Annotated in this window: 23 protein-coding genes; 8 read left to right on the plus strand and 15 right to left on the minus strand. The window is 63.7% G+C overall.

The genetic code is table 11. The annotated features are described in order from the left end of the window. Nucleotides 1-2: 2 nt before the first annotated feature. From ACS7SF_RS05755 to ACS7SF_RS05780, 6 genes are all read right to left on the minus strand, one after another. Nucleotides 3-1,055 carry a PilW family protein gene (locus tag ACS7SF_RS05755; protein ID WP_439892088.1) on the minus strand — a complete coding sequence of 351 codons (1,053 nt, stop codon included), beginning with the start codon at nt 1,053-1,055 and terminating at the stop codon, nt 3-5. Continuing rightward, nucleotides 1,052-1,639 carry a type IV pilus modification protein PilV gene (gene pilV, locus ACS7SF_RS05760; protein ID WP_439892704.1) on the minus strand — a complete coding sequence of 196 codons (588 nt, stop codon included), beginning with the start codon at nt 1,637-1,639 and terminating at the stop codon, nt 1,052-1,054. The genes ACS7SF_RS05755 and pilV overlap by 4 nt, the downstream gene beginning before the upstream one ends. Next, nucleotides 1,639-2,136: a GspH/FimT family pseudopilin gene (locus tag ACS7SF_RS05765; RefSeq protein WP_439892089.1), complete on the minus strand. Its 498-nt coding sequence runs from the start codon at nt 2,134-2,136 to the stop codon at nt 1,639-1,641. Before ACS7SF_RS05765 ends, pilV begins: the two co-directional genes overlap by 1 nt. Nucleotides 2,137-2,139: 3 nt before the next feature. After that, entirely contained in the window at nt 2,140-2,586 is a 447-nt protein-coding gene (locus ACS7SF_RS05770) for a type IV pilin protein (RefSeq protein WP_439892705.1), read from the minus strand. A 220-nt stretch (nt 2,587-2,806) separates the two neighbouring features. Beyond that, nucleotides 2,807-3,946: a PilT/PilU family type 4a pilus ATPase gene (locus ACS7SF_RS05775; RefSeq protein WP_439892090.1), complete on the minus strand. Its 1,140-nt coding sequence runs from the start codon at nt 3,944-3,946 to the stop codon at nt 2,807-2,809. A gap of 58 nt (nt 3,947-4,004) precedes the next feature. Continuing rightward, nucleotides 4,005-5,048, minus strand: coding sequence for a type IV pilus twitching motility protein PilT (locus tag ACS7SF_RS05780; protein WP_439892091.1), 1,044 nt, complete (start codon nt 5,046-5,048; stop codon nt 4,005-4,007). Between the two features lie 122 nt (nt 5,049-5,170). Between ACS7SF_RS05780 and ACS7SF_RS05785 the strand changes: the two genes are divergently transcribed. Both ACS7SF_RS05785 and proC read left to right on the plus strand, forming a co-directional pair. Beyond that, nucleotides 5,171-5,893 carry a YggS family pyridoxal phosphate-dependent enzyme gene (locus ACS7SF_RS05785; protein WP_439892092.1) on the plus strand — a complete coding sequence of 241 codons (723 nt, stop codon included), beginning with the start codon at nt 5,171-5,173 and terminating at the stop codon, nt 5,891-5,893. Nucleotides 5,894-5,923: 30 nt separating this feature from the next. Next, the gene (gene proC, locus ACS7SF_RS05790; RefSeq protein ID WP_439892093.1) at nt 5,924-6,748 is read left to right on the plus strand and encodes a pyrroline-5-carboxylate reductase; all 825 of its coding nucleotides are present in this window, start codon (nt 5,924-5,926) and stop codon (nt 6,746-6,748) included. Between the two features lie 75 nt (nt 6,749-6,823). On the opposite strand, the gene ubiA is transcribed toward proC, so the two are convergent. From ubiA to ACS7SF_RS05815, 5 genes are all read right to left on the minus strand, one after another. Continuing rightward, entirely contained in the window at nt 6,824-7,699 is an 876-nt protein-coding gene (gene ubiA, locus ACS7SF_RS05795; protein WP_439892094.1) for a 4-hydroxybenzoate octaprenyltransferase, read from the minus strand. Between the two features lie 64 nt (nt 7,700-7,763). Beyond that, complete coding sequence (gene katG / locus ACS7SF_RS05800) at nt 7,764-9,929, minus strand: catalase/peroxidase HPI (RefSeq protein ID WP_439892095.1); 2,166 nt, start codon at nt 9,927-9,929, stop codon at nt 7,764-7,766. A 129-nt stretch (nt 9,930-10,058) separates the two neighbouring features. Continuing rightward, nucleotides 10,059-10,559: a Dps family protein gene (locus ACS7SF_RS05805; RefSeq protein WP_439892096.1), complete on the minus strand. Its 501-nt coding sequence runs from the start codon at nt 10,557-10,559 to the stop codon at nt 10,059-10,061. Between the two features lie 154 nt (nt 10,560-10,713). Continuing rightward, nucleotides 10,714-10,956 carry a hypothetical protein gene (locus tag ACS7SF_RS05810; RefSeq protein WP_439892097.1) on the minus strand — a complete coding sequence of 81 codons (243 nt, stop codon included), beginning with the start codon at nt 10,954-10,956 and terminating at the stop codon, nt 10,714-10,716. A 268-nt stretch (nt 10,957-11,224) separates the two neighbouring features. Next, nucleotides 11,225-12,172 (minus strand): LysR substrate-binding domain-containing protein, encoded by a 948-nt coding sequence (locus ACS7SF_RS05815; RefSeq protein ID WP_439892098.1) that lies wholly within the window; start codon nt 12,170-12,172, stop codon nt 11,225-11,227. 154 nt (nt 12,173-12,326) lie between these two features. On the opposite strand from ACS7SF_RS05815, the gene ACS7SF_RS05820 reads away from it, so the two are divergent. Continuing rightward, nucleotides 12,327-13,499 (plus strand): metallophosphoesterase, encoded by a 1,173-nt coding sequence (locus ACS7SF_RS05820; RefSeq protein WP_439892099.1) that lies wholly within the window; start codon nt 12,327-12,329, stop codon nt 13,497-13,499. 27 nt (nt 13,500-13,526) lie between these two features. Here ACS7SF_RS05820 and recG read toward each other — a convergent pair whose 3' ends face one another. Beyond that, nucleotides 13,527-15,713, minus strand: a complete 2,187-nt coding sequence (recG, locus tag ACS7SF_RS05825) for an ATP-dependent DNA helicase RecG (protein ID WP_439892100.1) — start codon at nt 15,711-15,713, stop codon at nt 13,527-13,529. Between the two features lie 92 nt (nt 15,714-15,805). On the opposite strand from recG, the gene queA reads away from it, so the two are divergent. The 5 genes from queA to secF all read left to right on the plus strand — a co-directional run bounded on the left by queA (nt 15,806) and on the right by secF (nt 21,509). Continuing rightward, nucleotides 15,806-16,867, plus strand: a complete 1,062-nt coding sequence (gene queA / locus ACS7SF_RS05830; protein ID WP_439892101.1) for a tRNA preQ1(34) S-adenosylmethionine ribosyltransferase-isomerase QueA — start codon at nt 15,806-15,808, stop codon at nt 16,865-16,867. A 2-nt stretch (nt 16,868-16,869) separates the two neighbouring features. Further along, the gene (tgt, locus tag ACS7SF_RS05835) at nt 16,870-18,021 is read left to right on the plus strand and encodes a tRNA guanosine(34) transglycosylase Tgt (protein ID WP_439892102.1); all 1,152 of its coding nucleotides are present in this window, start codon (nt 16,870-16,872) and stop codon (nt 18,019-18,021) included. A gap of 105 nt (nt 18,022-18,126) precedes the next feature. Further along, nucleotides 18,127-18,456: a preprotein translocase subunit YajC gene (gene yajC, locus ACS7SF_RS05840; protein ID WP_426394897.1), complete on the plus strand. Its 330-nt coding sequence runs from the start codon at nt 18,127-18,129 to the stop codon at nt 18,454-18,456. Between the two features lie 111 nt (nt 18,457-18,567). Next, the gene (secD, locus tag ACS7SF_RS05845) at nt 18,568-20,457 is read left to right on the plus strand and encodes a protein translocase subunit SecD (RefSeq protein ID WP_439892103.1); all 1,890 of its coding nucleotides are present in this window, start codon (nt 18,568-18,570) and stop codon (nt 20,455-20,457) included. Between the two features lie 80 nt (nt 20,458-20,537). After that, nucleotides 20,538-21,509, plus strand: a complete 972-nt coding sequence (secF, locus tag ACS7SF_RS05850) for a protein translocase subunit SecF (RefSeq protein ID WP_439892104.1) — start codon at nt 20,538-20,540, stop codon at nt 21,507-21,509. Between the two features lie 75 nt (nt 21,510-21,584). Here secF and ACS7SF_RS05855 read toward each other — a convergent pair whose 3' ends face one another. The 3 genes from ACS7SF_RS05855 to ACS7SF_RS05865 all read right to left on the minus strand — a co-directional run bounded on the left by ACS7SF_RS05855 (nt 21,585) and on the right by ACS7SF_RS05865 (nt 23,519). Then, nucleotides 21,585-22,181, minus strand: a complete 597-nt coding sequence (locus ACS7SF_RS05855; protein WP_439892105.1) for a YceI family protein — start codon at nt 22,179-22,181, stop codon at nt 21,585-21,587. A 50-nt stretch (nt 22,182-22,231) separates the two neighbouring features. After that, nucleotides 22,232-22,810 (minus strand): YceI family protein, encoded by a 579-nt coding sequence (locus tag ACS7SF_RS05860; protein ID WP_439892106.1) that lies wholly within the window; start codon nt 22,808-22,810, stop codon nt 22,232-22,234. 127 nt (nt 22,811-22,937) lie between these two features. Beyond that, the gene (locus tag ACS7SF_RS05865; protein ID WP_439892107.1) at nt 22,938-23,519 is read right to left on the minus strand and encodes a cytochrome b; all 582 of its coding nucleotides are present in this window, start codon (nt 23,517-23,519) and stop codon (nt 22,938-22,940) included. Nucleotides 23,520-23,637 lie beyond the last annotated feature (118 nt).

Below are 23,637 nucleotides of genomic sequence, written 5' to 3' on the forward strand. Positions count from 1 at the left end.
GCTTACTCCCGAGGGCCGGCCACATTGACCGCCCGCGCCACTTCCGCGTAGACATGCCGTTTGTAGCCGTCGTTGAAGGGGCCGGATTTGACGTTGCCGCCGCGCCCCAGGTCATAGGTCCGGTTATCCGTCCAGCCGGGTGATGGCTTGAGCGTGCTCGCGAGCACGTTCACACGCACAGCCGTGACGTTGTTCCAGTTGTTGGTGGCAGAGGCGGTCCAGTTGTAGCCGCCAACGTTGTTGCAGACGGCGTTGTTGTCGACGCCAGGGTCGGCGACGTAGCAATCGGGCGAGCCATTGCCATCCACATCCACGCCATACGCGAAATGCACGTCCTGGATGCCCTGGGCGATCGACTTGACCTGCATGGCGCCGCCGGACAGCTCCGCCACCTTGAGCGTGAGGACGCCGTTGTCGCTGCCATTGCACAGATCGCACGTGGCGATGTAGAACGCGCGCACGCTCGCCTGACGGAGTTCGGCCTTGTTGCCGCAGGTCTTGTCGTTCAACGTGAAATCCGTGGCGGTGCTGCTGAACACGAACGGCGCGGTGTCGGTCGTGCAGAAGGAATCCTGCAGATACGCCTGCCCGGCCGCTATGGCGGTGGGCGCCACCGCGGTGGTGGACACGCGCCGCACCACCAAAATCTCGGAGTTGCTCGACAGATTGGGCAGGCACGTTGCCGGGTTGCTGCCCGCTGCGTAGCCATAAATGGCCACCGGCACGGTCGCCGGGCTGTTGCTGAAGCCGAGCGCATTGGTGGCCACCGAGCAGACGTCCGGGGTGGAGATCGCCGACGTGCCGCGCAGGTTCAAACCGCCCAGGTAACCCGCCAGGCCGACTTCCTGATTGATGACATCGAGCGCGTAGCGGCCGTTCTCGATCTGGGTGGCGCTGTTGCCCAGTTGCACGCGCGACTGCGAGGTCGATGCATACAGGCTGGACAGTGCCGCCAGCAGCAGCAGACCGAGCGTCATGCCGACCATCAACTCGATCAGCGAGATACCGCGCTGCCGGCGCAACGGGCTGCGCAACGAAGGGCGCATCTGCCTCATGACAGCACCCCCATGCGGACCTGCACGCTGATGGCACGGCGGTAGGCGTCATTGCCAAAGCTGCCGCTGCCGCAGGGCAATGACGACGCCGTCGTCTGGACCAAGCCCTGCCACGCCACGGTGATGCGGTAGATCTGGTTGGTGGTGTCCACCGCTTCAATGCAGCCGCGTGCGCCGATCATGGCGCCCACGGCGATGGTGCCGCTGGCGGTGCTCTCTGCGGTGCCGAGCAAGGCCGTGTTCCAGGCAGCCAAGTCCGCCGCGACGGTGGCCTGCTGCGCAGCCGTGCCCGCTGCACATGTGGGTGCGGACACGCCGCCATTGCCCGCCGTGGTGGTCGCGCCAGCCACGGCATAGCACACGGCGACCTGTCGGTTCGCATTGAGCCGCGCCGTCATGTCCTGCAGCAGCGTCAACGCCTGTTCACGCTGGTACGACTCCATCTCCGACTGGTTGGAGCGCGCCATCAAGCCGGCCGCGCCCAGCAGGGCCACCAGCAGAATGACTACGGAGATGAGGATTTCGATCAGCGTGGTGCCGCGTTGTTGCGCACGACGATGCAAACGCGTGGAGGGCCTCATCATCATGAGCACGCCCCCGACACGATGGCGACCCGCCCAGTGCCGCCCACCTGCACACACGCTGGCGAGATGGACTGCCCTTGCCCGCTCGGCGTGACTTGGAAGGTGGCCGTGCCCGCGGTGGGCCGACCATCATTGCCGAAAGCCAGCGTGTTGCCGCTGCTGGGCGTGATGGTGACGCCGTTGTAGGGCCCAAACGTGCGCACCACGGCACTGTTCACGGTCAGCACCCAGCCGGTCGCCCAGGTGCTGGTGGTGGACAGGGTGGAAACCGTGGCCGTGGTGTTCTGCTTGACCGCTTCGCTGCGCGCCAGCGCCATCGCCGAAGACAAATCAAACGAGGCGTTGCGCGTGGCCTGTGTGGCGATCAGGCTGGAAAAAGACGGCACGGCCACCACCACGAGGATGGCCAGAATGGCCAGCGTGACCATCAGCTCCGTCAACGTGAAACCCCGGCAGAGCGCCTTGGCAGAGCGATGCGGTTTGCGCGACATGTCCATGGCTCACTTCCAGCAGTTCGACGCCGTGCCGGTCGCGCTCTTGGCGCCGGTGTTCGTCAGGGTGAGCTTGCCGCACCCGGTGTCGTTCGCCTGTTGCGAACCCTGCGGGCTGGCGGTGAGCTGGTAGGAAGGCGGCGTGCTGCTGGCGCTCAGCAGGAACGTGTAGTTGGGCGCTACGTTGGCGGGTACGTTGCTGGCGTACTGCAGCGTCGTCAGATCAGACGCATAGGCCCGGTTGTCGAGCAGGAAGCGCTCTTGTGCCGCGGCCACTTCCTGCATGTAGGACTCGGCGGCCGCGCGGTTGGAGCGCACGATGTAACTGACGTACGAGGGATAGGCGATGGCCGTCAGGATGCCGACGATCGCCACCGTGATCATGACCTCGATCAGCGTAAAACCCCGCGCCGCTTGCGCGCACGCGCCCCGCTGGCATACAGGCTTGCTTGCCACGTTGTTCACCCACCCGGATTTGCTGTTGTGCTTATCGTTTTGTCGCGCGTCCATCGAGTGATCGAACAGACGCGCTCGCCGGTTTATACGGCAATTCTCAGCAAATATTAAGGAATGAAAATGAACTCTGGGTGGCTGGTGAAGTGGCGCAAACGTTGTGCGCCGCAAATTACCTCAAACGGCGTAGTTGTTTTGCCGCGTCACACGGACGCGGCGCGCATCACACCACATTCAGGTGCTCGGTGCCGGCCGACAGATCGGTCTGGCCACCGCGCTTGCTGTGCAGCTTGATCTGCAGGCGCAGATCGTTCAGCGAGTCGGCGTTGCGCAGCGCATCTTCGTAGGTGATCTTGTCGGCCTCGTACAACTCGAACAGCGCCTGGTCGAACGAGATCATCCCCTGCTCGCGGGATTTCTTCATGACCTCCTTCAACTCGTGCACCTCGCCCTTGAAGATGAGGTCTTGCACCAGAGGCGTACCGAGCATGATCTCTACCGCCGGCACGCGCCCCTTCTTGCCTTTGCGCGGCAACAGGCGCTGCGCAATCATCGCGCGCAGGTTCAGTGACAGGTCGATCAACAACTGCTGACGCCGCTCTTCGGGGAAGAAGTTGATGATCCGGTCGATGGCTTGGTTCGAGCTGTTGGCGTGCAGCGTGGCTAGGCACAGGTGGCCGGTTTCCGCGTACTGGATGGCGTATTCCATCGTGTCGCGATCCCGGATTTCGCCGATCAGGATCACGTCCGGCGCCTGGCGTAGCGTGTTCTTCAGCGCCACGTGCCACGACTCGGTATCGACGCCCACCTCGCGCTGCGTCACCACGCAGTTCTGGTGCGCGTGCACGTATTCCACCGGGTCTTCAATCGTGATGATGTGGCCGTATGAATTCGCATTGCGATGGCCCACCATCGCCGCCAGCGAGGTCGACTTGCCCGAGCCCGTGGCGCCGACCATGATCACCAGCCCGCGCTTGCTCATCACGATCTCGTTAAGGATCGGCGGCAGATCCAACTCGCCCAGCGTGGGGATCTTCGAGTTGATGGTCCGCAGCACCATGCCCCCGCGGCCCTGCTGCATGAACGCCGACACGCGGAACCGCCCCGCCCCCGGCGCCGTAATGGCGAAGTTGCACTCTGAGCTCTCTTCAAACTCGCGCAACTGCTTGTCGTTCATGATCGACTTGACCAAGCCCAGCGCCTGACCTGCGTTCAACGGCTGCTGCGAGATCGGCGTGACCTTGCCATCCACCTTGATGGCGGGCGGAAAGTCGGAGGTGATGAACAAGTCCGAGCCACGGCTGTTCACCATCAACTGCAAGAGTTCGTGGATGTATTTGGTGGCGGCTTCGCGGTCCAGCATGGCGTGCCCCTCCTGAAAGAAATGGATGACGCGCTAACGGTGGGTCAGCGCGTCAGTGTCAGTTCGCGAACGCGTCCGGGTTCTTGGCGATGGCGCGCGCATCCGCGTAGTTGATCGCCGAGCGCTTGATGAGCTCTGCCAGGCACTGGTCGAGCGTTTGCATGCCCATGCCGCTGCTGGTCTGCATCATCGAGTACATCTGCGAGATCTTATTCTCGCGCACCAAGTGCCGGATGGCCGGCGTGGCGATCATGATCTCGTGCGCCGCAATCCGGCCCGAGCCGTCGCGCGTCTTGAGCAGCGTCTGCGAGATCACCGCCTCCAGCGATTCGGAAAGCATGGTCCGGACCATCTCTTTCTCGTCCGACGGGAACACGTTGACGACCCGGTCGATGGTCTTGGCAGCGGAACTCGTGTGCAGCGTGCCGAACACCAAGTGGCCGGTTTCCGCCGCGGTGAGCGCCAAGCGGATGGTTTCCAGATCACGCAATTCGCCGACCAGGACCACGTCCGGATCTTCACGCAGTGCCGATTTCAGCGCGTTGGCGAACGAGTGCGTATGCGGCCCGAGCTCGCGCTGGTTGATCAGGCTCTTCTTGGATTCGTGCACGAATTCGATCGGGTCCTCCACCGTGAGGATGTGGCCCATGTCGTTTTCGTTGCGATGGTTCACCATCGCGGCGAGCGTGGTCGACTTGCCCGAACCGGTCGGGCCCGTGACGAGCACCAGACCGCGCGGCTTCATCGCCAAGTCGGCAAACACGGCCGGCGCCTTCAGGTCATCCAGCGAGAGCACCTTCGACGGAATCGTCCGGAACACGGCCGAAGCGCCGCGATTCTGGTTGAACGCGTTGACCCGGAAACGCGAAAGCCCCGGGATCTCAAACGAGAAGTCGACTTCCAGGTTTTCTTCGTAGACCTTGCGCTGCCCGTCGCTCATGATGTCGTACACCATGGCGTGCACATCTTGGTGCGTGAGCGGCGGCACGTTGATCCGGCGCATGTCGCCGTGGATCCGGATCATCGGCGGCAAGCCGGCCGACAAGTGCAAGTCCGACGCCTTGTTCTTGGCCGAGAAGGCCAGAAGCTGCGCGATGTCCATCTTATAATGACCCCCGACTTTTTTATGTCGCCCAGGCGTCGCAATGGCGCATCCCGGGGGCTGCCGGCCATTGTTGACAACGTGCCGGAGCCTTGTTTATTTGTAACAAACGTCGCCGGATTATGTCTGTAATCGCCGCCAACTTGCAAGCCGTGCGTCAACGGATCACAACGGCCTGCACACTGGCTTCGCGCGATGCTGCGGGTGTCACATTGCTGGCCGTTTCCAAGACCTTCGATGCCGATGCCGTGCGCGCCGCCCACGCCGCCGGGCAACGCCTTTTCGGCGAAAACTACGTGCAGGAAGGCATCGCCAAGATCGACGCGCTGGCCGACCTGCGCACCGGCGCCGACCCCATCGGCTGGCACTTCATCGGCCCCCTGCAGAGCAACAAAACGCGTGCCGTAGCCGAGCGCTTTGATTGGGTGCATAGCGTCGATCGGCTCAAGATTGCCGAACGTCTGTCTGCCCAGCGCCCCGAAAATCTGCCGCCGTTGCAGGTCTGCCTGGAAATCAACATCAGCAGCCAGGCCAGCAAGCACGGGCTGCTGCCCGACTTCGACGAGGTGCTTGCCGTGGCACGCGCCGTGGCGGCCCTGCCCCGCCTGCAGTTGCGCGGCCTGATGGCTGTGCCCGAACCCAGCGACGACCCTATCGCCCAGCGCAAGCCCTTTGCTGATCTGCGTGCCCTGGCGAATCAGCTGAGTGGGGCCGGCGTCCCACTCGATACGCTATCGATGGGCATGTCCGCCGATCTGGAAGACGCGATTGCCGAAGGCGCCACCATCGTGCGCGTCGGCAGCGCCATCTTTGGCGCGCGGCACTATGCCAACGCGCCCGCCTGAATTCCTGTTTTCTCTCACACCACCACTCTCATGCTCGACACTCTGAAACTCGGCTTTATCGGCGGCGGCAACATGGCGGCGGCCCTCATCGGCGGCCTGATCGCCAAGGGCGCGCACGGCGCGAATATCGTGGTGGTGGACCCGACGGATGCCGCCCGCGCTCGCGCCGAGCAAACCTGGGGCGCCCGCACCGCTGCCGCCCCCGGCGCCGAACTAGCCGACCGCGACGTGATCGTCCTGGCCGTCAAGCCGCAACAGATGCGCGAAGTGTGCGTGCAACTGGCGCCGCATCTGGGTAACAGCCTGGTGCTGTCGGTGGCGGCGGGCATCCGCATTCAGGACATGTCGCGTTGGCTGAATGGGCATGCGCGCATCGTGCGGGCGATGCCGAACACGCCCGCGCTCTCGGGCCTGGGCATGACAGGCTTGGCGGCCAACGCCGGCGTGTCTGAAGCGGATCGCGCCATGGCCAGCGCCATCGCCAATGCTGTCGGCAAGAGCGTTTGGGTGCCCGCCGAGGCACAGATCGATGCCGTGACGGCCATCTCGGGCAGCGGCCCGGCGTACGTGTTCTATTTCATCGAGGCGATGCAGCAGGCGGCGCAGGAGTTGGGCTTGTCAGCGGAAGACGGGCGCACGCTGGCCGTGGAAACGTTTATTGGAGCGGCCACGCTGGCCGGGCAGTCGAGCGAGCCGGTGGAGGTGCTGCGCGAGCGCGTGACGTCCAAGGGTGGGACGACTTACGCGGCACTCACGGCGATGGAGGGTGCCGGCATCAAGGCCGCCTTCGTACGTGCCATGCATGCTGCCGCAGCGCGTGGCAAGGAGATGGGTGAGGAATTCGGGCGGGATTGAAGCTGATTGGTCCATCCCCGGTATCGGCCCCGGCAGGGGATGAAACAAGGGATGGACCACCGCAGCCAAAAAAACTCACCGCATCAAGTACGCCACCGCCACCCCAGCAAACAAACAGGCCCCCAGCCAGTTGTTATGCCGGAACACAAAAAAGCACTTCATCCGATCGCGCGTACGCAGCATCGGGTAATACCAAAGCGCCAACGCCACAGCCGCAGCAAACCCGATCCAATACGCCACCCCCAGCCCCATCACATGGCCCGCCCACGCCATGATCCCGAAGAACGCCACGTAGCACAGCATGATCGCCGCCACATCAAAACGGCCAAAAGTAATGGCGGAAGTCTTGATGCCGATGAGCAGATCATCATCCCGATCGACCATCGCATAAGCGGTGTCGTAAGCGATGGCCCAGAACACATTCCCAATGAGCATCAGCCACGCCAGCACAGGCACCTGATCCTGCACCGCTGCGTACGCCATCGGAATGCCAAAGCCAAACGCAATCCCCAGATAGGCCTGCGGAATCGCAAAGAACCGCTTGAAGAACGGGTACGTGCCGGCAATCACAATGGCGGCGACTGACATCCACTTGGTCAACGCATTGAGCGGCAAGATCAGCGTGAAAGCGATGATGGACAGCACAGCCGCCACAGCCAGCGCCTCCCACGGGGCAATCAAGCCTGCCGTGATCGGCCGCTCCTTGGTGCGTTTGACGTGCTTGTCGAAATCCCGGTCAGCCCAGTCGTTGACGGCGCAGCCGGCCGAGCGCATGAGGAACGTGCCGACCGCGAAGATCAACACGAACGAAACCGGTGGATGCCCGTCCGCTGCCATCCACAGCGCCCACAGCGTCGGCCACAACAGCAGCACGGTGCCGATGGGCTTGTCCATGCGCATGAGGCGTGCGTAAAGCACGAGGCGGCTGGGTTGGGCGGTAGAAGACTGCATGGTCCAAAAAGGAAAATGGCGCCTGCACGAGGCAAGGCGCCATTTTAGTCCCGCCGAAACCAGCTTAGGCGGCAGCCAGATCGAACCGGTCGAGATTCATCACCTTGACCCAGGCGGCCACGAACTCGCTAATGAAGCGGTCCTTGCCGTCGGCGCTGCCAAACACTTCAGCCAGCGCGCGCAGGATCGAATTCGAACCGAACACCAGATCGACACGCGTGCCCGTCCACTTGAGCTCGCCCGTCTTGCGGTCATAGCCTTCGTAGAGGTCGCCAGCGGGCTTCCACTCGGTGTTCATGTCGAGCAGATTGACAAAGAAGTCGTTCGTCAGCGCGCCGGGCGTTTTCGTCAAGACACCGCGCTGGCTGCCATCCGCGTTGATGTTGATGGCGCGCAGGCCACCAATCAGCACGGTCAGCTCGGGCGCCGTCAGCGTCAGCAGTTGCGCCTTGTCGAGCAGCAGCACTTCGGCCGGCACCGCAAACTTCGTCTTCTCATAGTTGCGGAAACCATCGGCCACCGGCTCGAGCACGGAGAACGAGACGGCATCCGTCTGTTCTTGCGTGGCGTTGACGCGGCCCGGCGTGAACGGCACGGTAACGGTCGTACCAGCAGCCTTGGCCGCCAGTTCAATGCCCACGCCGCCGGCCAGCACGATCACATCGGCCAACGATGCCTTGCCCGAGGCGCGCTGGATGTCTTCCAGCTTGGCCAGCGTGCCGGCTACCGGTTGGTTGACGGCCCAGTCGTTCTGCGGCGCCAGGCGAATGCGTGCACCGTTGGCACCACCGCGCTTGTCCGAACCGCGGAACGTCGAAGCCGAAGCCCAAGCCACCGCCACCAGTTCCGATGCCGACAGGCCCGAAGCCGCAATCTTTGCCTTGAGGTCGGTGATGTCCGCTTCGGTCGGCTTATGCGTGGCGGCCGGCAGCGGGTCTTGCCAGATCAGGTCTTCGCGCGGCACTTCCGGGCCGAGGTAGCGCGACTTCGGGCCCAGATCGCGGTGCGTCAGTTTGAACCACGCACGCGCAAAGGCTTCAGCAAAGGCCTGCGGGTTGTTCAGGAAGCGGCGCGAGATCTTCTCGTACGCCGGGTCGAAGCGCAGCGACAGGTCGGTCGTCAGCATGGTCGGCTTGCGCTTGGGCGAATCGGGCGTCGGGCCGGGGATGACGGCCTCAGCGTCCTTGGCCACCCACTGCAGCGCGCCGGCCGGGCTCTTCTCCTGCACCCATTCGTACTTGAACAGGTTCTCGAAGAAGAAGTTGCTCCATTGCGCAGGCGTCTGCGTCCAGGTGACTTCCAGCCCGCTGGTGATCGCATCCGCGCCCTTGCCGGTGCCGAACGTGCTGGCCCAGCCCAGGCCTTGCGCTTCCAGCGGTGCGGCTTCGACATCGGCGCCAACATGGCTTGCGGCACCGGCACCGTGCGTCTTGCCGAAGGTATGACCACCGGCGATCAGCGCCACAGTTTCCTCGTCGTCCATCGCCATGCGGGCGAAGGTTTCGCGGATGTCCTTGGCCGCCGCGAGCGGATCGCCATGGGCGTGCTCCGGGCCTTCCGGGTTCACGTAGATCAGGCCCATCTGCACAGCAGCGAGCGGGTTCGCGAGGTTGCGCTCGCCCGAATAGCGGGTGGCTTCCAGCCACTTAGTCTCGTTGCCCCAGTAGACGTCGTTGTCCGGCTCCCACGTGTCTTCACGGCCGGCGGCAAAGCCGAAGGTGCGGAAGCCCATGGTTTCGAGCGCCACGTTGCCGGTCAGGATCAGCAGGTCAGCCCACGAGATGGCCTGGCCGTACTTCTGCTTGATTGGCCACAGCAGGCGGCGCGACTTGTCGATGTTGACGTTGTCGGGCCACGAATTGAGCGGCGCGAAACGTTGCTGGCCGCGCCCGGCGCCGCCACGGCCATCGCCCGTGCGGTAGGTGCCGGCAGCGTGCCACGCCATGCGAATGAACTGGGGGCCGTAGTGACCGAAGTCGGCCGGCCACCAGTCCTGCGAATCTGTCATCAGCTTGCGCAGGTCGGCCTTAAGGGCGTCATAGTCAATCGCCTTGAAGGCCTTGCGGTAATTGAACTGCTTGCCGAGCGGATCAGACTTCTCGGAATGCTGGTTCAGCAGATCAACGCGCAGTTGATTCGGCCACCAGTCTTTGTTGGACGTACCGCCACCGAAGGCATGGGACCCATCGGGAGCATGGCCCGAAAACGGGCATTTGGCTTCAGAAGTCATGGTGTTCTCGTGAGGTCTGGGGGGGTGATGCGGCCCCACCCGCAACGCAGCGACTGACGCTGCAAGTGGGGGAAGTTTGCTGCTGTAGAACGCCTGCCGTCGGTGTGCGGATACGACTGCCAGGTGCGCTTACGCCAGCAGCGAGCGCAACATCCACGCGGTCTTTTCGTGGATGTCCATGCGTTGCGTGAGCAGGTCCGCCGTCGGTTCGTCGGCAGCCTTGTCGACATCCGGGAACAGGCTACGGGCGGTACGGGTCACGGCTTCATGGCCGGCCACCAGTTCGCGCACCATGTCCATCGCCTCGGGAATGCCCTTCGATTCCGGAATCGACGACAGCTTGGCGAACTCGGTGTACGAGCCCGGCGCCGGATAACCCAGCGCACGAATACGTTCAGCCACCGGGTCGACGGCGTTCCACAGTTCGTTGTACTGCGTCTCGAACATCAGATGCAGCGTGTTGAACATCGGGCCGGTGACGTTCCAGTGGAAGTAGTGCGTCTTCAGGTAGAGCGAGTACGTATCGGCCAGCAGGCGCGACAGGCCTTCGGCGATCTTCTTGCGGTCCTTGTCTGCAATACCGATGTTGATCTGGGCTGCGGCCACTGCGCCGCCGTTCTTCTTAGCCATCTGAAATCCCCTGGAAAAGTGGTGTGCAAAATCGCGAATGCCGACGAGTCGGTCAGCCACGCGCATTCAGCCCTGCTTTCGGTTGCTGCGCTTGCTGCGAGTTCAGAGCATGGCATCGCCCTATGACGAAACCACGCGCACGCGGCAACCGAACTCAGACTGTCAACTGCACCATGCTGTGCAGGAGCACGATCATAGCGCCCGCCGCCACAATGGCCAGACCGATCTGCTTACGCACCCACTTCCGTTGCAGGCGGGCGGACTCCGCAAGGCGTGCGCCCCGGCCGCCCGCCGCGCTGCCTGGCATGCCCGACAACATCGGCACCTCCGCTTGCGCAGCGCGAACCGTGTCCGCAAACCCCTGCCATTCCGAAACGAACATCCGCACCATTGCCACGATCTTTCTCCTTACAACCCTGCGCCCTTTCAGGAGCGTTAGGTCAATGCGATTCACCGTAGGCCGCGAGCCATTCCAGCACGGTTGCAACGGCGTTCGAGGCAAGGTGCGCGGGCATGACTGGTTCCCCGGTGAGTGCGGCGAGCCCGTCTGGCTCACCATGGAAAGCAGTCTACCAACACACTATCGATACGTTAATTTAATTGTTTTAATCTATCGATTAGGCGTGCGCTATGGGCGTCATGAAAAAGACGGCCATCCCGATGTGTCAGTGAATGAGCGGCGTGAACGGCAGCGGCTTGATGCCCGGCAAGTCGCATTGCGCGACGGCCTTGGCCACCGCCTCGATGGCGGCAATGCGGGTGAAGCTCTTGCGCCAGGCCAGCACAACACGGCGGTCGGGCACCGGCTCTTGGAACGGCACGTAGGTCAGCAGATCGTTGGCGGCCGGCTGCATGTTCGGCACTGACGTGCGCGGCAACACGGTAATGCCCACGCCACTGGCCACCATATGGCGGATCGTTTCCAGCGACGAGCCTTCAAACGTCTTCTGGATGCCATCCGCGTTCTGCGAGAAGCGCGACAGCTCCGGGCACACGCCCAGCACGTGGTCACGGAAGCAATGGCCGTTGCCGAGCAGCAGCATGGTCTGCTGCTTGAGCGCTTCGGGGTCCACCGCATCCACCTTGGACAGCTCGTGGCCGCGCGGCACCGCCACCACGAAGGGCTCGTCGTACAGCGGCACCGTCATCAACCCGGCTTCGGGAAACGGCTCGGCCATGATGGCGCAGTCGATTTCCCCTTGTTTGAGCAGCTCCACCAACCGCACCGTGAAGTTCTCCTGCAGCATCAGCGGCATCTGCGGGACGGTGTCGATCATCTGCTTGACCAGCGCGGGCAGCAGGTACGGGCCGATGGTGTAGATCACGCCCAGGCGCAGCGGCCCGGCCAGCGGGTCCATGCCCTGCTTGGCAATCTCGCGGATGGCCATGGTCTGCTCCAACACGCGCTGGGCCTGGGTGACGATCTGCTCGCCCACCGGCGTGACGCTCACTTCCGAGGCACCGCGCTCGAAGATTTGCACGGCCAATTCGTCTTCCAGCTTCTTGATGGCGACCGACAGCGTCGGCTGCGAGACGAAGCAAGCCTCGGCGGCACGCCCAAAGTGGCGTTCACGCGCGACGGCGACGACGTATTTGAGTTCGGTGAGCGTCATGGCAATCAATCGGCTTTTTAATGTCGATAGATTTTACCTTATGACGCGGAATGTTGCTCGCGGCTCGAGTGACCGACCCGCCGTTGACAACATCCGCTACGCCCCCATCTTTCATAGATTCGCCCAGCACAAACCCAAAGGAGCACGGCCCAGCATGCCTGATCAACCGAATGACAGACCGACTCTGTCCCGCAGCAGGCGCCGCTTCCTGGCGACGACTGTGTTCCTGATGGCTGTGCTGCACTTCTACATTGGGTGGCGGCTGTTGCCTGACCTGGGCTTGAACGGCACAGGATGGGCGGCAGGCGTTGTCTTCCTGGTCGTATCGACCTGGATGATCCCGCTCGGATTGGCGGCGCGCTTCTTGATCCGGTCCATCTCGCTGGCAGACCGGGCTACGTGGTTTGGCGCGTTGCTATTGGGTCTGTTCTCATCGCTGCTGGTGCTGACCGTGCTGCGGGACATCGCGCTGATCGTGCTGCCCCCGGTCTATCGCCACGATTCCGCCTGGGTCGTTGCGGGCCTCGCTGCCTTGGTCACCTTGATCGGCTATATCAACGCGCGGCGCATTCCGCGCGTCGCGCATGTGACTGTGCCGATTGCGGACCTCCCCGCGCCGCTCCACGGCTTCACCATTGCGCAGATCACCGACCTGCATGTCGGCCCGACCATCAAGCGTGCGTACGTCGCAGGCGTGGTGGCGCGGCTCAACGCGCTCAAGGCGGATGTCATCGCCGTCACAGGCGACCTGGTGGACGGCGAGGTGGAAGTCCTGCGCCCCCATATCGCGCCGCTGGCCGACATGTCGGCTCGGCACGGCGTTTTTGCGGTGACCGGGAATCACGAGTACTACTCCGGCGTGGGCCCGTGGGTGTCCGAGTTCGAACGGCTTGGCATGCGCGTGCTGATGAATGCGCATGCGGTGCTTGAGCACGACGGCGCGCCGTTGATCATCGCCGGCGTGACGGACTTCACGGCGGGCCAATTCGACGCAACACATGCGAGCGATCCGCGTGGCGCACTGGCCGGGTCACCTGCCGGCGTGACGCCTGCCATCCTGCTCGCGCATCAGCCCCGCACTGCGCCCGCCGCCGCGGAGGCTGGTTTTGATCTACAGCTATCGGGGCATACCCATGGCGGCCAGTTCTGGCCCTGGAGCTTGTTCGTTCCGCTGCAACAGCCGTTCACCGCGGGCTTGCACCGGCTCGGTCGCCTGTGGATCTACACCAGCCGCGGTACCGGATACTGGGGGCCGCCCAAGCGGTTTGGCGCACCGTCGGAAATCACGTTGCTCAGATTGGAGCCGGCCATTCCTACGGCGCGATGAATGGCCTGTCAGCGCGACCCGTGCGCGCTAGACGCGCAGGTAGTGCTCGCGCTCGCCCAGCCAGCGCTTGAGGTGGGTGTCCACCGCTTCGGGAAAGCGTGCCAGCATGGCCTCCGCCGCTTCCTGAGCGAATTCGACCAGCCAAGCATCGTGGTTCAGATCGGCGAAGCGCAGCATGGCCTCGCCCGATTGCCGCGCACCGAGGAATTCACCCGGGCCGCGTATCTCCAGATCGCGCCTGGCGATCTCGAAACCGTCGGTGGTCTCGCGCATGGTCTGCAGGCGCTGCTTGGCCGTCGGTGACAGCGGCGCCTGATACAGCAGCACGCACACCGATTCCGCCGTGCCACGCCCCACGCGCCCGCGCAACTGGTGCAACTGCGCGAGGCCGAAACGCTCGGCGTGTTCGATCACCATCAACGAGGCATTGGGCACGTCCACACCGACTTCAATGACGGTGGTGGCCACCAGCACATGCAACTCGCCACCGGCAAAGGCGCTCATCACGGCGGCCTTCTCGGCGGACGGCAGGCGGCCGTGTACGAGGCCGACCTTCAGCCCGTCCAGGCTTTGCGAGAGCGTCTCAAACGTTTCCACCGCCGTCTGCAGTTGCAGCGCCTCGCTCTCTTCGATCAGCGGACACACCCAGTAGACCTGCCGGCCTTCGCGCGCGGCGGCGTAGATGCGTTCGATCACTTCATCGCGGCGCGCGTCGTTCACCAGGCGCGTGACGATGGGCGTGCGGCCGGGCGGCAATTCGTCGATGGCGGAGACGTCGAGGTCGGCGTAGTACGTCATCGCCAGCGTGCGCGGGATGGGCGTGGCGGACATCATGAGCTGGTGCGGCACCTGCGCGTTGGCGGCGACCGGTGCATCGCCATTGCTCGCCTTGCCCCGCAGGGCCAAGCGCTGCGCCACACCAAAGCGATGCTGCTCATCCACCACCGCCAAGCCGAGGCGCGCGAACGTGACGGCGTCTTGAATCAGTGCGTGCGTGCCGATCACCAGTTGCGCGGTGCCGGCCGCCACTCGCGCCGCCGCTTCGTCCTTCTGCTTGCGTTTGAGGCTGCCGGCCAGCCAGACAATATCCACACCCAGCGGCGCCAGCCATGTGCATAACTTGCGATAGTGCTGCTCGGCCAGCAGCTCGGTCGGCGCCATCAGCGCGGCTTGCCAGCCGGCGTCGATGGCCTGGCACGCGGCCAGCGCGGCGATGACGGTCTTGCCGCTGCCCACGTCGCCTTGCAGCAACCGCTGCATCGGGTACGGGTGCGCGAGGTCGGCGCGGATCTCCTCCCACACGCGGGCCTGGGCGCCGGTCAGCTTGAACGGCAATGCAGCCATGAAGCGCGCGAGCAAACCTTCCTTGCCGCTGTCGCGCAGGACGGGCGCATTGCGCATGCGGCGCGCGGCCTGCGCCCGCTTGAGCGAGAGCTGTTGCGACAGCAGTTCATCAAACTTAATACGCAGCCACGCCGGGTGCGTGCGCTCGACGAGGCTGTGTTCGTCGACATCGGGCGTGGGCTGGTGCAGCAGGCGCACGGCCTCGGCCGGCGCCATCAGCTTGAGCGGTGCGAGCGGCCCCGTGATGAGGCTATTCGGCAGTGTTTCCGGCAGCGGCGTGCGCGTGAGCGTGTTCAGAATCGCCTTGCGCAGATACGCCTGCGGCACGCCTGCAACGGTCGAATACACGGGCGTCAGCCGATCGGGCAGCGGCTCGTCTTCCGCCACGGCGCGCACGGTTGGGTGGACCATCTCCGCGCCGAAGAAGCCGCCGCGCACCTCGCCGCGCACGCGCAGGCGCACGCCTTCGGCCATCTGCTTGACCTGGCTGCCGTAGAAATTGAGGAAACGCAGCACGAGTTCGCCGGAGTCATCGGCGATATGCACAACCAACTGCCGGCGCGGCCGGAACGCCACTTCGTTGCGGGTGACGGTGCCTTCCACCTGCGCGGCCCAGCCGGTATTGGCGCGGGCGGTGGCTTCGGCAATGGTCAGGAGCGTGGTTTCGTCCTCGTAGCGCATCGGCAGATGCAGGACGAGATCGACGTCGCGGTGCAGCCCCAGCTTGGCGAGTTTGTCGGCCGGACGTGCCGTTTTGGCGGTCTTGGCCGACTTGTCTGCTGCGGTCTCCCGCTTGGGCTTCGGCGTCGGCGCAGTATCAGCGTCGGGCGTAAGAGCAGCATCAGTGGCGGAACGGGCGCGAGGCGGCACAGGACGTTTACAATGGCGAACTTTGCGAGTCGCCCGATTGTACCGGCGCCCGCCACCATCAATTGGCGCAATCCACGTCTGCGCCACTTTTCATGCTGACGCTGTCCGATTTCGATTTCGATCTGCCGCCCGAGCTGATCGCGCAAACCGCCCTGCCCGACCGCACCGCGAGCCGTCTGCTGGCCGTCCGCCGCGCGGAAGATGGCGTGCATTTTGACGACCGCCAGTTCGCCGATCTGGTCGATTACCTTCGCCCCGGCGATCTGCTGGTCTTCAACGACACGCGCGTCATCAAGGCGCGCTTCTTCGGCCACAAGGCCAGCGGCGGCAAGGTCGAGGTGCTGGTCGAGCGTCTGCTGGACGAGCACACGGTGCTGGCCCAGATCCGCTCCAGCAAGTCGCCGGTCGAGGGCACCACGCTGCGCTTGGCCGATGCCTTCGATGTGACGGTCGGCCCGCGCGCCGAGCCGTTCTTCACGCTGCGCTTCCCGCAGCCGGCACTGGATCTGATCGAGCAATACGGCCGCCTGCCGCTGCCGCCCTACATCGAGCACGACCCCGACAGTTTTGACGAAACGCGTTACCAGACCGTCTATGCACGCAACCCGGGCGCCGTTGCAGCACCCACGGCCGGTCTGCATTTCGACGATGCGCTGTTCGCCAAATTGGATGCAATGGGTATCCAGCGCGGCTTCCTGACGCTGCACGTGGGCGCGGGCACGTTCCAGCCGGTACGCGTGGAGGACATCGCCGAGCACCGCATGCACAGCGAGTGGTACGAAATCACACCCGCGCTGGCCGAGGCCATCCGCGCCACTCGGGCTGCGGGCGGGCGCGTGATCGCGGTGGGCACCACATCGATGCGCGCGCTCGAATCCGCAGCACAGCCCGACGGCACGCTCCATGCAGGCAGCGGCGACACCGACATCTTCATCACCCCCGGCTACCGCTTCCGCCTAGTGGATGCGCTGGTGACCAACTTCCACCTGCCCAAGTCGACGCTGCTGATGCTGGTGTCGGCGTTTGCGGGCACGGAGGCCATCCGCGCCGCCTACCGGCACGCCATTGCCCAGCGCTACCGCTTCTTCAGTTACGGCGACGCCATGTTCCTCACGCGCGCGGAACTCAAACCCGCAGATTCCATTTCCGCCTGATCATGCTCAAGTACGAACTCCTCACCACCGATGGCCTCGCCCGGCGCGGCCGCATGACCCTGAACCACGGTGTGGTGGAAACGCCCATCTTCATGCCAGTGGGCACCTATGGCGCGGTCAAGGCGATGTCGCCGGCGGAACTGAAGGACCTCGGCGCGCAGATCATCCTCGGTAACACCTTCCACCTGTGGCTCCGGCCGGGGCTGGATGTGATGGATGCGCACAAGGGCCTCCACGGCTTCAATGGCTGGGACAAGCCCATCCTGACGGATTCTGGCGGTTTTCAAGTGTTTTCGCTGGGTGATCTGCGCAAGATCACCGAGGAAGGCGTCACGTTCGCCTCGCCCATCAACGGCGATAAGCTGTTCCTGTCGCCGGAAATCTCCATGCAGATCCAGCGCCGGCTGAACTCCGACATCGTCATGCAGTTTGACGAGTGCACGCCATACAAGATCGGTGACCGCCCTGCCACGGAGGCGGAAGCCGCAACCTCGATGCGCATGAGCCTGCGCTGGGCGCAACGCTCGCGTAACGAATTCGAGCGGGAGAACAATCCCAACGCGCTGTTCGGCATCGTCCAAGGCGGCATGTTCGAGAACCTGCGTGACGAATCGCTGGCCGGTCTGCAAGCCATTGACGCCGATGCGGGCGGCCAAGGCTTTGGCGGCTATGCCATCGGCGGGCTGTCGGTCGGGGAGCCGAAGGAAGACATGATGCGCGTGCTGCAGCACGTGGCGCCGCGCCTGCCGGCCAACAAGCCGCACTACCTGATGGGCGTCGGCACGCCGGAAGACCTGGTGGCGGGCGTCGCTGCCGGCATCGACATGTTCGATTGTGTGATGCCGACCCGCAACGCCCGCAACGGCTGGCTGTTCACCCGCTTTGGCGACATCAAGATCAAGAACGCCGTGCACCGCAATGATCCGCGCCCGCTGGACGAGACGTGCGGCTGCTACACCTGCAGCAATTTTTCGCGCGCGTATCTGCACCATCTGCAGCGCGTGGGCGAGATCCTGGGTGCACGCCTGAACACCATCCACAACCTCTATTACTACCTGGAACTGATGGCCGAAATGCGCGCCGCCATTGAGTCGCACGGCTTTGCCGCATTCCAGGCGCGCTTTGCTGCAGATCGCGCACGCGGCGCTCTCTAACCTCGCGCCACAGGGCGCCCGGTGCGCCCATTTACCGCAGCACCGCAATGGTAGAATGTCCGGTCCGATTTTTGACCGATTGACGAACCATTACGGAGTTCTGACGTGTTCCTCATTTCCGACGCTTACGCGCAAACCGCACCGACAGGTGGTGCTGCAGGTGGCCTGATGAGCTTCCTGCCCATCATCCTGATGTTTGTGGTGCTGTGGTTCATCATGATCCGCCCGCAGATGAAGCGCCAGAAGGAAACCAAGGCGATGCTCGAAGCCCTGGCCAAGGGCGACGAAGTCGTCACCGCCGGCGGCATCCTGGGCAAGGTGACCAAGGTGGCCGAGCAGTACGTCACCGTGGAAGTCTCCGCCAACACCGAAATCACCGTCCAGAAGAGCGCCGTCTCGACCGTGCTGCCCAAGGGCACGCTCAAGGCGCTGTAATCGGCCCCTCCCGGTGCCGCGCACGATTGCGCTGGCGCCGGAACCCCAGGCAGCGCCTATTCTAAGAATCCGCGCCCGCGCCCCTCGGCGTCGCCTCATTGCCTTTCCAAGATGAATCGCTATCCGCTCTGGAAATACCTTGTGATCCTGGTGGCGCTTGCCATCGGGTTCCTCTATACGCTGCCGAACTTCTTCGGTGAGGCGCCTGCCGTGCAGGTGTCCTCGGGCAAGGCCACCGTCAAGGTCGACCTGAACGTCCAGAAGCAGGTCGAAAGCCTGCTGGCCGCAGCCAGCATCCAGCCCGACGGCGTGTTCTTCGACAACAACGGCACCTCCGCCAGCGTGCGCGTGCGCTTTGCCGATACCGACACGCAGCTCAAGGCCAAGGACGTCCTGGCCCACGGCCTGAACACCGACCAGACCGACCCGACCTATATCGTCGCGCTGAACCTGCTGCCGGGCTCCCCGCGCTGGCTCAGCGGCGCGCCGCTCTTTGCCAAGCCGATGTTCCTGGGCCTGGATTTGCGCGGTGGCGTGCACTTCCTGCTGCAGGTCGACATGAACGGCGCTGTCACGAAGAAGCTCGACTCGCTCGCCGGCGACATCCGCACGCAGTTGCGTGACAAGAACATCCGCCACAGCGGCATCGACCGCGCCGGCAACACCATCACCATCAAGTTCAGCAGCGCCGACGACGCCGATCGCGCCCGCAGCCTGCTGTCCGACTCGACCCGCGAACTGGCCTACACCGTCGACAAGACGGCCGACGGCGCCACGCTCACCGGCACCTTCACCGCCGCTGCGATGAAGGAAGTGCAGGACAACGCGGTCAAGCAAAACATCGTCACGCTGCACAACCGGGTGAACGAACTCGGCGTGGCCGAACCGGTGATCCAGCAGCAGGGCCCGGACCGCATCGTCGTGCAACTGCCCGGCGTTCAGGACACGGCCAAGGCCAAGGACATCATCGGCCGTACCGCCACGCTGGAAGCGCGCCTGGCTGATCCGAACGCGCCGCTCGCGCCGCGTGCCGGCGATCCGGTGCCGTTGGGCGACGAGCTCTTCACGCAAGGCCGCAGCGCCCCAGTGCTGCTGCAGAAGCAGGTGATCTTCACGGGTGACCGCATCACCAGTGCGTCGGCCGGCTTCGACCAGAACCACAATTCGTCGGTCGACATCACGCTCGACGGCCAAGGCGGCCGCATGCTACGCGATGTCTCGCGCGACAACATCGGCAAGCGCATGGGCATCGTGCTCTTCGAAAAGGGCAAGGGCGAAGTGCTGACGGTGGCGACCATCCAGTCCGAACTGGGCTCGCGCTTCCAGATCACCGGCATGGGCTCAACCGAGGCAGCGTCTGATCTGGCACTGCTGCTGCGCGCCGGTTCGCTGGCAGCACCGATGGAGATCATCGAAGAGCGCACGATCGGCCCGTCGCTGGGTGCCGACAACATCAAGAAGGGCTTCGATTCGGCGCTGTACGGCTTCCTGGCCGTCTCGGCGTTCATGGTGCTGTACTACATGCTGTTCGGCGCGTTCTCGGTGATCTCGCTGGGCGTGAACGTGTTCCTGCTGATCGCGCTGCTGTCCATGCTGCAGGCCACGCTCACGCTGCCGGGTATCGCTGCTATTGCGCTGGCGCTCGGTATGGCCATCGACGCCAACGTGCTGATCAACGAGCGCGTGCGAGAAGAACTGCGCAACGGCGCGTCGCCGCAGATGGCCATCGCCGCCGGTTTCGACCGCGCCTGGGCGACCATCCTGGACTCGAACGTGACGACGCTGATCGCCGGCCTGGCGCTGATCGCCTTCGGTTCGGGCCCGGTGCGCGGCTTCGCGATCGTGCACTGCCTGGGGATCGGCACGTCGATGTTCTCGGCGGTGTTCTTCAACCGTGGCCTCGTGAACCTCTGGTACGGCCGCAAAAAGAAGCTGCAGAGCGTCGCCATCGGGCAGGTGTGGAAGCCGGGCAATACGAATACCGAATCGCCCGCCAAGTAAGTACGCCACCCACAACGAATCTCGCATAACCGGCGCCGCCCCACTCCAACGAAGGGGGCGGTGGCCACAAAGGGCAGACCATGGAGTTTTTCCGCATCCGCCGCGACATTCCGTTCATGAAGCACGCGTTGATCCTCAACGCGCTGTCGTTCCTGACGTTTATCGCCGCTGTCTTCTTCCTGTTCCACAAGGGGCTGCACCTGTCGGTGGAATTCACCGGCGGTACGGTGATGGAAGTCGCCTACACCCAGCCCGCTGATCTGCCGAAGATCCGCGGCGACGTCGAGAAGCTCGGCTATGCCGATGCGCAGGTGCAGAACTTCGGCACCTCGCGCGACGTGATGATCCGTCTGCCGCTCAAGACTGGCCCCGACGGCAAGCCGATCGCCTCGGCCGTGCAGAGCCAGCAGGTGATGACGGCCCTGAACGTCGCCAACCCCGACGCCAAGCTGCAGCGCGTTGAGTTCGTCGGCCCGCAGGTCGGCAAGGAACTCGCCACCGACGGCTTGCTAGCGCTGCTGTTCGTGGTGGTCGGCATCGTGATTTACCTGTCGATCCGCTTCGAGTGGAAGTTTGCAGTCGCCGGCATCATCGCCAACCTGCACGACGTGGTGATCATCCTGGGCTTCTTCGCCTTCTTCCAGTGGGAGTTCTCGCTGTCGGTGCTGGCGGGCATCCTGGCGGTGCTCGGTTACTCGGTCAACGAATCGGTCGTGATCTTCGACCGGATCCGCGAGGCGTTCCGCAAGTACCGCAAGATGAACACGCACGAGGTGATCGACCACGCGATTACCAGCACCATCTCGCGCACGATCATCACCCACGGTTCGACCGAACTGATGGTCCTGTCGATGCTGGTGTTTGGTGGTCCGACGCTGCACTACTTCGCCCTGGCGCTGACCATCGGTATCTTGTTTGGTATCTACTCGTCGGTGTTCGTGGCCGCTGCGCTGTGCATGTGGCTGGGCGTCAAGCGCGAAGATCTGGTCAAGTCCGACAAGAAGGCCGGCGGCCCGAAGGAAGACGATCCGAACTTCGGCGCACAGGTCTGAGCGCCCTGCTCCGGCCGTCAGGCAACAAAAAACCCCGCGAAACTCTGCGGGGTTTTTTGTTGGTCGCGTACGCGCTTATTGCTTCGCGACGCTGGTGTCCTGCTTCAGACCTTCGACTTGGATCTTCAGCTTGGTTTCCATGTTGAAGCCGTAGGCCTTGCCGAAGTCGATGCCGAAATCGGCGCGGTTGAACTTCATCTCGGCGTCAGCACCGCACACCTCGACCTTCATCATCGGGTGCGGCATGCACTTGAATGCGTCGATTTCCAGCTTGGCCGGCTTGGTCACGCCATGCAGCGTGAGTTGGCCTTCGGCTTCGGTCGGCACATCGCCCTTGAACTTGGTGAAGTTGCCCTTGAACGTGGCGGTCGGGTACTTGGCCACGTCGAAAATCTCGGCGCTCTTGGCGTGCTCGTTCATCTTGGCATGGCCGAAGTTGACGCTGTCGGTCTGCACGGTCACATCAATCGTGCCCTTCTTGGCTTCGCGATCCAGCGTGACGGTGCCGCTGGACTTTTCGAACTTGCCGCGCCACTTCGACAGGCCACCCATGTGGTCGGCTTCAAAGCTGGGGTAGGTGTGGCTCGGGTCCAGTTGGTACGTGGCCGGTGCAGCAAATGCGGCTGTGGCGGCAACAGCAGACAGGGCAGCAACGAGGGTACGCAATTTCATAACAACTCCTGCGGAGAAAAGCAGCAAATAAAGGGGCGAAAAAACTTGGATTACTTCTTGGCAATGACGACGCGGAACTTGATCGTCACGTCATCGGCAACGACGGAGGTGTCCTTCCACTCGCCGTCGCCGACCTTGAATGCGTTGCGCTTGATGGGTAGCGCGCCTTCAAACACCTGATTGGCGCCGTCCTGCTTGAAGGTGACGGGCGCGGTGATGTCTTGCGTCACGCCCTTGATGGTCAGCTTGCCGACCACGTCCACCTTGCCATTGGCGCCCGGCTTGAACGCCGACGATACGAACGTCGCCTTCGGGTACTTGGCGGCATCAAACCAGTCTTTCTTCTTCAGTTCGTCGTTGTAGGCCTTGTCGCCCACGTCGACGCTGTTGATGTCGATGTTGACCTTGGCCGTGGACGCAGCCACGTTGGCCGGGTTGTAGTTCACTGCGGCGTCGAACTTCTTGAACTTGATGTCCATCGGCACGCCGAGCTGCTTGCCGGTGGCGGTGACGCTGCTCTTGGCAGCATCCACCTGGGCAAAGGCGGAAACCGACGCCGACAGCGCGGCAATCGACAGCGCGCCGGCGGCAACCAGGGCAATCGCGCGGGGGCGCACGAAACGTTTCATCGTCAGACTCCTTCGTTCAGGCCGGGCGGTGCCGGCAGTCTTGGTCAGGATGGAGAAGCAAGGTGCACCGGCACACACCGGTGCATTTGAAAATCAGGGAAGCGTCAGGGCCGCCAACCGCACGAATTCAGCGCAAGAAGGGCAGCATGCGACGCAGCGTGCCGTCACGATCGATGACGTGGTGCTTGAGCGCGGCGAGGATATGCAGCACGACGATGGTCGCCATGGTCCAGTTCAGCCATTCGTGCGCCTCGGCAAAGATGTCCTTGAGCGCGTCGCTCTTGTCGAACGGCATGGGCAGTTCCCACAGGCCAAGGTAGACGACCTTGATACCGGCCGCCACGCTGAGCAAGTAGCCGGTGAGCGGCACCGCCAGGATCAGCAGATACAGCACCAGATGCGCGCCTTCGGCCGCTTTGTGCTGCCACTTCGGCATGCCCGCCACCGGACCCGGTGCCGGATGCGTCAGGCGCCACAGCACACGCAGCACGGCGAAGATCAGCACCGTAATGCCGATCCACTTGTGATACGAGTACAGCTTCAGCTTGGTCGGCGTAAAGCCCGGAATATCGGTCATGTACAGACCGAGCCCGAACGCCGCGAAAATCAGCAGCGCAATGATCCAGTGCAACGCGATGGCGGGCTTGCCATAGGCGCCGTCATCAGCGGCGCGGCGCATGGCGAAATTCGATTGAGCAGCGTGGGACATCGGTTTCCTCGGTGAAGGCGGCGTGCGTTGGTGAGGACTGCAGCGCCAAACGATTGTGCATTATTTGCCCGATCAGATCGCGCAGGACCGCCCCAAGTTCATCGAGAAATTCAAATTT

Origin of the sequence: Ralstonia sp. 25C (assembly GCF_051904805.1) — a bacterium.
In the GTDB taxonomy this organism is placed as follows: domain Bacteria; phylum Pseudomonadota; class Gammaproteobacteria; order Burkholderiales; family Burkholderiaceae; genus Ralstonia.

What these genes read in the sequence shown, in the direction of transcription:
- ACS7SF_RS05755 (WP_439892088.1), bottom strand. Translation starts at nt 1,055, where the DNA reads ATGAGGCAGATGCGCCCTTCGTTGCGCAGCCCGTTGCGCCGGCAGCGC.
- pilV (WP_439892704.1), bottom strand. Translation starts at nt 1,639, where the DNA reads ATGATGAGGCCCTCCACGCGTTTGCATCGTCGTGCGCAACAACGCGGC.
- ACS7SF_RS05765 (WP_439892089.1), bottom strand. Translation starts at nt 2,136, where the DNA reads ATGGACATGTCGCGCAAACCGCATCGCTCTGCCAAGGCGCTCTGCCGG.
- ACS7SF_RS05775 (WP_439892090.1), bottom strand. Translation starts at nt 3,946, where the DNA reads ATGCTGGACCGCGAAGCCGCCACCAAATACATCCACGAACTCTTGCAG.
- ACS7SF_RS05780 (WP_439892091.1), bottom strand. Translation starts at nt 5,048, where the DNA reads ATGGACATCGCGCAGCTTCTGGCCTTCTCGGCCAAGAACAAGGCGTCG.
- ACS7SF_RS05785 (WP_439892092.1), top strand. Translation starts at nt 5,171, where the DNA reads ATGTCTGTAATCGCCGCCAACTTGCAAGCCGTGCGTCAACGGATCACA.
- proC (WP_439892093.1), top strand. Translation starts at nt 5,924, where the DNA reads ATGCTCGACACTCTGAAACTCGGCTTTATCGGCGGCGGCAACATGGCG.
- ubiA (WP_439892094.1), bottom strand. Translation starts at nt 7,699, where the DNA reads ATGCAGTCTTCTACCGCCCAACCCAGCCGCCTCGTGCTTTACGCACGC.
- katG (WP_439892095.1), bottom strand. Translation starts at nt 9,929, where the DNA reads ATGACTTCTGAAGCCAAATGCCCGTTTTCGGGCCATGCTCCCGATGGG.
- ACS7SF_RS05805 (WP_439892096.1), bottom strand. Translation starts at nt 10,559, where the DNA reads ATGGCTAAGAAGAACGGCGGCGCAGTGGCCGCAGCCCAGATCAACATC.
- ACS7SF_RS05815 (WP_439892098.1), bottom strand. Translation starts at nt 12,172, where the DNA reads ATGACGCTCACCGAACTCAAATACGTCGTCGCCGTCGCGCGTGAACGC.
- ACS7SF_RS05820 (WP_439892099.1), top strand. Translation starts at nt 12,327, where the DNA reads ATGCCTGATCAACCGAATGACAGACCGACTCTGTCCCGCAGCAGGCGC.
- queA (WP_439892101.1), top strand. Translation starts at nt 15,806, where the DNA reads ATGCTGACGCTGTCCGATTTCGATTTCGATCTGCCGCCCGAGCTGATC.
- tgt (WP_439892102.1), top strand. Translation starts at nt 16,870, where the DNA reads ATGCTCAAGTACGAACTCCTCACCACCGATGGCCTCGCCCGGCGCGGC.
- secD (WP_439892103.1), top strand. Translation starts at nt 18,568, where the DNA reads ATGAATCGCTATCCGCTCTGGAAATACCTTGTGATCCTGGTGGCGCTT.
- secF (WP_439892104.1), top strand. Translation starts at nt 20,538, where the DNA reads ATGGAGTTTTTCCGCATCCGCCGCGACATTCCGTTCATGAAGCACGCG.
- ACS7SF_RS05855 (WP_439892105.1), bottom strand. Translation starts at nt 22,181, where the DNA reads ATGAAATTGCGTACCCTCGTTGCTGCCCTGTCTGCTGTTGCCGCCACA.
- ACS7SF_RS05860 (WP_439892106.1), bottom strand. Translation starts at nt 22,810, where the DNA reads ATGAAACGTTTCGTGCGCCCCCGCGCGATTGCCCTGGTTGCCGCCGGC.
- ACS7SF_RS05865 (WP_439892107.1), bottom strand. Translation starts at nt 23,519, where the DNA reads ATGTCCCACGCTGCTCAATCGAATTTCGCCATGCGCCGCGCCGCTGAT.